Here is a 5,558-nt window from a genome sequence, read left to right on the forward strand (position 1 = left end):
GTGAGCAAAGCATTCACCAAAGAGATCGATACCGACGACGCCGATGACGAGCGTCCCGAGCTGCGCGTGCCCGCCGGGGCAAAGAACTACATAACGCCCGCCGGTTATGCCCGACTGCGCGCCGAGCTCAAGCACCTTCTTGAGGAGGAGCGGCCGCGCGTGGTGGAGACGGTGGCCTGGGCCGCCAGCAACGGCGACCGTTCGGAGAATGGCGACTACCTCTACGGCAAGAAGCGCCTGCGCGAGATCGACCGTCGCATCCGCTTCCTGACCAAGCGGCTGGAGTGCGCCGAGGTGGTGGACCCCAGCGCGCACTACGGCAAGGATCAGGTGTTTTTCGGCGCCACCGTAACGTATGCGCGTGCCGATGGCAGCGAAGAGACGGTGACGATTCTCGGCATCGATGAAGCCGACAGCAGCCGCGGCCAGATCAGCTGGATTTCCCCGGTGGCGCGGGCGCTGCTCAAGGCTCGCGAGGGCGACGAGGTGCGGCTGGTGACGCCCACGGGCGTGCAGACGCTACAGGTACTGGCGGTGCGCTATCCGGCGCCGCAAAAGCCGGGGGCGGTTGCCGGCTGACGGGGCGCGCGCGTCCACGTCGCGGTTGGGCCGCGGCGGCCCGGTCAGGGGGTGCTGCCGTCGCCGCTGCCGCGCCCGGCGCGCAAGCGCTGCGCCCGCACCACCGACGGCGTACGCCGCAGCTGCCGCAGCACCTGGGCCAGATGCACGCGGTCGCGCACCGCTACCGTGAAGCGCAGCTCGGTGGTGGCCTGTGCCGCTTCGTCACCCATGTGGATGTGCGTGATGTCGGCCTCGGCCGCGGCGATTGCCGCCGCCACCCGCGCCAGCACCCCTTTGCCATTGGCCACCGTGACCACCACGCTCGACTCGAACGGCCGCGTCAGCTCTTCGGCCCACTCGACTTCCAGGAAGCGCTCGCGATCGCGGTGCAGCAGCCGCTGTACCACCGAACAGTCGGCGGTGTGGACGGCCAGGCCCTCTCCACGCCCCAGATAGCCGACGATGCGGTCACCTGGAATCGGCCGACAGCATGGTGCGTACACCACCGATGCGCCTTCGCTGCCGTCCAGCGTCACTACGCCCTGGCTCGGATGCTCCTCGCTGGGCGTGCCAAAGCGCGCCTGGCTGATCAGCAGCACATCAGGGCGCGCACCGGCTTCGGCCAACAGCGCAGCCAGTTTCTTGGCGACCATGCCGGCGATGCGCCGCCCCAGCCCGATGTCGATTAGCAGTTCGTCGCGGCTGCGGTTGCCGGTGAAGCGCAGCAGCTTGTCCCATATCGCGCGGCCGGCATCGTCGTCGCCGGGCAGGGCGGCGATGCCTTCACCGCGCAGCGCCTGCAACAACAACCGCTCGCCCAGTGCGCGCGACTCCTCAGCCGCCAGCGTCTTGAGGAAGTGTCGGATCTTGGAGCGCGCCCGTCCGGTCTTGACGAAACCCAGCCAGGCCGGGTTGGGCCGCGCGTGCGGTGAGGTGATGATTTCCACCACGTCACCGTTGTGCAGCTCAGTGCGCAGTGGCACCTGCTCGCCGTTGACGGTGGCGCCGATGGCGCGGTGCCCGACGTCGCTATGGATGGCGTAGGCGAAGTCCACCGCCGTGGCGCCGCGCGGCAGCGCCAGAATCTTGCTTTTGGGCGTGAACACGTACACCGAATCCGGGAAAAGATCGATGCGCACGTGATCCCAAAACTCACCTGAGTCCTTGGTTTCCTGCTGGATGTCCAGCAGCGACTGCAGCCACTGCACATTCAGCGCCTGTGCCGAGGCGTCCGCCGTCGCCCCGCTCTTGTAGAGCCAGTGGGCTGCGATGCCGGACTCGGCCACCACGTCCATGGTTGGCGTGCGCAGCTGAAATTCGATGGGTGTGCCGAACGGGCCCACCAGCGTGGTGTGCAGCGACTGGTAGCCGTTGATCTTCGGGATGGCGATGTAGTCGCGGAACTTGCCCGGCAGCGGCTTGTAGAGCTGGTGCAGCACGCCCATGGCCGTGTAGCAGTCCAGCACCTGGGGCACGATGACGCGAAAGCCGTAGATATCGGTGACCTGGGCAAACGACAGGTGCTTACTGGCCATCTTGTGGTAGATGGAGTACAGGGTTTTTTCGCGCCCGGTGATGCGCACCTCGATGCCGCTGCGCGCGAACGCCCCTTCGATTTCCCCCTGCACGCGCGCGATGAGGTCCTTGCGGCGCGCGCGCGAGCGCGCCAGTGCCTTCGACAGCGCCTGGTAGCGCCACGGGTGCAGGTGGCGAAAGGCCAGATCCTGCAGTTCGCGGTAGAAGTTGTTGAGCCCCAGGCGGTGCGCGATCGGCGCATAGATGTCGAGTGTCTCGCGCGCGATGCGCCCCCACTTGTGGCGCGGCATGTCGCCCATGGTGCGCATGTTGTGCATGCGGTCGGCCAGCTTGATGAGGATGACGCGCACGTCGCGCGCCATCGCCAGCAGCATCTTGCGGAACGACTCGGCCTGGCTTTCCTCGCGGCTGTCGAAGGCCAGCTTGTCGAGCTTGGTCAGGCCGTCGACCAGTTCCGCCACCGCAGGACCAAAGCGCTCGGTCAGTTCGGCTTTGGTGACGCCGCAGTCTTCCAGCACGTCGTGCAGCAGCGCCGCGCACAGCGCCTGCACATCCAGCTTCCACTCGGTACAGATCTGCGCGACCGCGATCGGGTGGGTGATGTAAGGGTCGCCGCTCTTGCGCAGCTGGCCCAGGTGCGCCGCGTCGGCAAACCGGTACGCCTGGCGCACGGTTTCGATCTCGTGCGCATTCAGATACCCCAGGCTGGATTCCAAGGCCGCAAAACTAGCCGCTGCAGCCCTTGTGGCCGCCGTGGGCACGCCTGTCCCGGCGTCCGCAGTAGCGCGGGTTTTGGCAGGAGGAGCAGAGGCAGCATCGACACTCACCCCCCTAATGTAAACAAAAAAGCGCCCATTGGGCGCTGGCATGGATATCCAGAGGCGGGCGACGCGCGTTCAGACCGGCACTTTGCGCAGCATCTCCAGCCCGACCAGGCCGGCCGCGACTTCGCGCAGCGCCGTCACCGCGGGCTTGTTGCGGCTCTCGATCTTGGGTGCGTGCCCCTGGTTGAGCATGCGCGCGCGGTAGGTGGCTACCAGTACGAGCTGGAAGCGGTTCGGGATCTTCTCCAGGCAATCCTCGACGGTGATGCGGGCCATGGCAAACCTCGGTGGGGTCAGATGAAAGCGGGTGGCCGTGTTTAGCCGATATGCAGCGCTGCAAAGACGTCGGCGCGCTGGCGCCGCTGCGTGGCCACCCGCAGCCGCTGCGAGTGGGTGATCGTTTTCAGATCGAACAGCGCACGCTCGAAAACCTCATTAATTATAACGTAGTCGAACTGATCGACATGCGCCATCTCCTGCGCCGCGTTGCGCAGCCGCAGCTCGATCACCTCCGTGCTGTCCTCACCGCGGCGTTGCAGGCGGCGGCGCAGCTCCTCCCAGCTTGGTGGCAGGATAAAGATCAGTACGGCATTGGCAAACTGGCGTCGGATCTGCAGCGCCCCCTGGTAGTCGATCTCCAGCACGATGTCGGCGCCGGCCGCGATCTTGTCTTCGATCGCCCGGCGTGATGTGCCGTAGCGCTTGCCGTGCACCTCGGCCCATTCGACGAAGGCGTCGGCAGCGATCATGCGGTCGAATTCGTCGTCGCTGACGAAGTAGTACTCGCGCCCGTGCACCTCCTGCCCGCGCGGCGCGCGCGTGGTGTGCGACACCGACAGCTCCATGCGCGCATCCACCTCCAGCAGCGCCTTGACCAGGCTCGATTTGCCAGTGCCGCTGGGCGCGGCGACGACGAACAGGTTGCCGGGATAGTCCATCGGATTCATTCCAGATTCTGGACCTGCTCGCGCATTTGCTCGATCAGGACCTTCATGTCCAGTGCCACGCGGGTCAGCTCGAGGCTGGCCGACTTGGACCCCAGCGTGTTGGCCTCACGGTGTAATTCCTGGATGAGGAAGTCCAGCCGCTTGCCCACCTCGCCGCCGCGCTCCAGAACCGCTTCGATTTCGCTCAGATGCGACTGCAGGCGGCCCAGCTCCTCGGCCACATCGATGCGCACGGCAAATGCCGCCGCCTCGGTCAGTGCGCGCTCTTGCAGTACACCGGCGTCCACCGCAGCGGCCCCCAGCGCCTCGGCCAGACGTTGCAGAAAACGCTCGCGCTGCTGCGCCACCGCCTGGGGGATGAGAGGCTCGGCCTGTGCGGCCAGCGCCCGCAGGTCGCGCAGCCGCTGGCGCAGCAGATCGCCCAGGCGCTCGCCCTCGCGCGCGCGCGCCGCGTTGAATTCATGCAGCACGCGCTGCGTCAGTGCCACCAGCGGGGCCGACCAGTCGACCGGCGCAGCGGGGGCCCGCGGCACCAGCTGCAGCACTTCTGCCACCGACAGCGGGCGCGCCTGGGGCAGCCACGCCTGCACCTGTTCCTGCGCGCGCAGCAGCCGCTGCAGCTCGGCCTGGTCCGGCGTGCGCAGGGGGCTGTCCTGCCGCCGTTCCACCCAGGCGCGCAGCTCTACCTTACCGCGCCGCACCTGGGCCGCCACGCACTCCCGCAGCGCCGGCTCGGCCGAGCGCAGCTCCTCGCCCAGCCGTAACGTCAGGTCCAAAAAGCGCGCATTGACGGCGCGCACTTCCACTGCCAGCAGGGTGGCCGGCTCTGGGCGGGTGGGGTGGTCGGGCGGGAGCTCGTGCGCGGCGGTGTGCGCGCTGGCGTAGCCCGTCATGCTGTACACTGGCATCGACGTTCAGGTGAGGGCGGCCCTGCAGACGAACCCCGCAGGCGGGGTGTAGGGCAAGCTCATGCGCGGATTATGTCAAAGACCAAGCCCGCCCCCCTGCCGCCCGATACGGTCATCGGCGGCTACCGGATCGTGCGTTTGCTGGCTACAGGCGGTTTCGGGCTGGTCTATCTGGCGCTGGACGCCAATGGGCAGGAGGTGGCCATCAAGGAGTACCTGCCGGCGGCCCTGGCCACCCGCGCGCCCGGCGAATTGATGCCGCAGGTGGCGCCCGACAAGCAGGCGCTGTACCGGTTGGGGTTGCGCAGTTTCTTCGAGGAAGGTCGCGCGCTGGCCCAGATCGCGCACCCGGCGGTGGTCGGTGTGCATAACTTCTTCCGCGAGAACGACACCGTCTACATGGTGATGGACTACCTGCGCGGCGCCTCGCTGCAGGAATACATCGTGGTGGCGCGTGGGCGGCAGCGCAAGAAGGTGCTGCGCGAAGCCACCATTCGCTCGCTGTTCGATGAGGTGCTGCGCGGGCTGCGCATCGTGCACCAGCACAAGATGCTGCACCTGGACATCAAGCCGGCCAACATCTTCATCACCGACGACAACCGCGCGGTGCTGATCGACTTCGGCGCCGCGCGCGAGGTGCTCAACACCGAAGGCACCTTCGTGCGACCGATGTACACGCCGGGTTTTGCTGCGCCCGAGATGTATCGCCGCACCGCTGGCGCCGGGCTGGGGCCGTGGACCGACATCTACGCCATCGGGGTCTGCATGCTATCGTGCATGCA

6 protein-coding genes are annotated in these 5,558 nt (G+C 67.2%); 2 read left to right on the forward strand and 4 right to left on the reverse strand.

The annotated features are described in order from the left end of the window. A partial coding sequence (gene greB, locus V7Z54_RS05280) for a transcription elongation factor GreB (RefSeq protein ID WP_334134921.1) occupies nucleotides 1-579 on the forward strand: 579 nt, incomplete at its 5' end. Between the two features lie 44 nt (nucleotides 580-623). Here the strand turns inward: greB and V7Z54_RS05285 are convergent. From V7Z54_RS05285 to V7Z54_RS05300, 4 genes are read right to left on the reverse strand one after another with little or no spacing between them, the layout of a single operon-like run. After that, the gene (locus tag V7Z54_RS05285) at nucleotides 624-2,966 is read right to left on the reverse strand and encodes a RelA/SpoT family protein (RefSeq protein ID WP_443082434.1); all 2,343 of its coding nucleotides are present in this window, start codon (nucleotides 2,964-2,966) and stop codon (nucleotides 624-626) included. Between the two features lie 27 nt (nucleotides 2,967-2,993). After that, complete coding sequence (rpoZ, locus tag V7Z54_RS05290; RefSeq protein WP_144328274.1) at nucleotides 2,994-3,197, reverse strand: DNA-directed RNA polymerase subunit omega; 204 nt, start codon at nucleotides 3,195-3,197, stop codon at nucleotides 2,994-2,996. Between the two features lie 41 nt (nucleotides 3,198-3,238). After that, a complete protein-coding gene (gene gmk / locus V7Z54_RS05295; RefSeq protein ID WP_334134947.1) occupies nucleotides 3,239-3,859 on the reverse strand; it encodes a guanylate kinase in 621 nt (206 codons plus the stop codon). Nucleotides 3,860-3,864: 5 nt separating this feature from the next. Then, a complete protein-coding gene (locus tag V7Z54_RS05300) occupies nucleotides 3,865-4,776 on the reverse strand; it encodes a YicC/YloC family endoribonuclease (protein ID WP_334134924.1) in 912 nt (303 codons plus the stop codon). Between the two features lie 72 nt (nucleotides 4,777-4,848). On the opposite strand from V7Z54_RS05300, the gene V7Z54_RS05305 reads away from it, so the two are divergent. Next, on the forward strand, nucleotides 4,849-5,558 hold a 710-nt coding region (locus V7Z54_RS05305), incomplete at its 3' end, for a serine/threonine-protein kinase (RefSeq protein WP_334134925.1).

The organism is Tepidimonas sp., assembly GCF_036824975.1.
Classification (GTDB): Bacteria; Pseudomonadota; Gammaproteobacteria; order Burkholderiales; family Burkholderiaceae_C; genus Tepidimonas.

Excerpts from the sequence above, each read along its gene's own strand:
- V7Z54_RS05285 (WP_443082434.1), bottom strand. The coding sequence starts at position 2,966 with ATGCCAGCGCCCAATGGGCGCTTTTTTGTTTACATTAGGGGGGTGAGT.
- rpoZ (WP_144328274.1), bottom strand. The coding sequence starts at position 3,197 with ATGGCCCGCATCACCGTCGAGGATTGCCTGGAGAAGATCCCGAACCGC.
- gmk (WP_334134947.1), bottom strand. The coding sequence starts at position 3,859 with ATGGACTATCCCGGCAACCTGTTCGTCGTCGCCGCGCCCAGCGGCACT.
- V7Z54_RS05300 (WP_334134924.1), bottom strand. The coding sequence starts at position 4,776 with ATGCCAGTGTACAGCATGACGGGCTACGCCAGCGCGCACACCGCCGCG.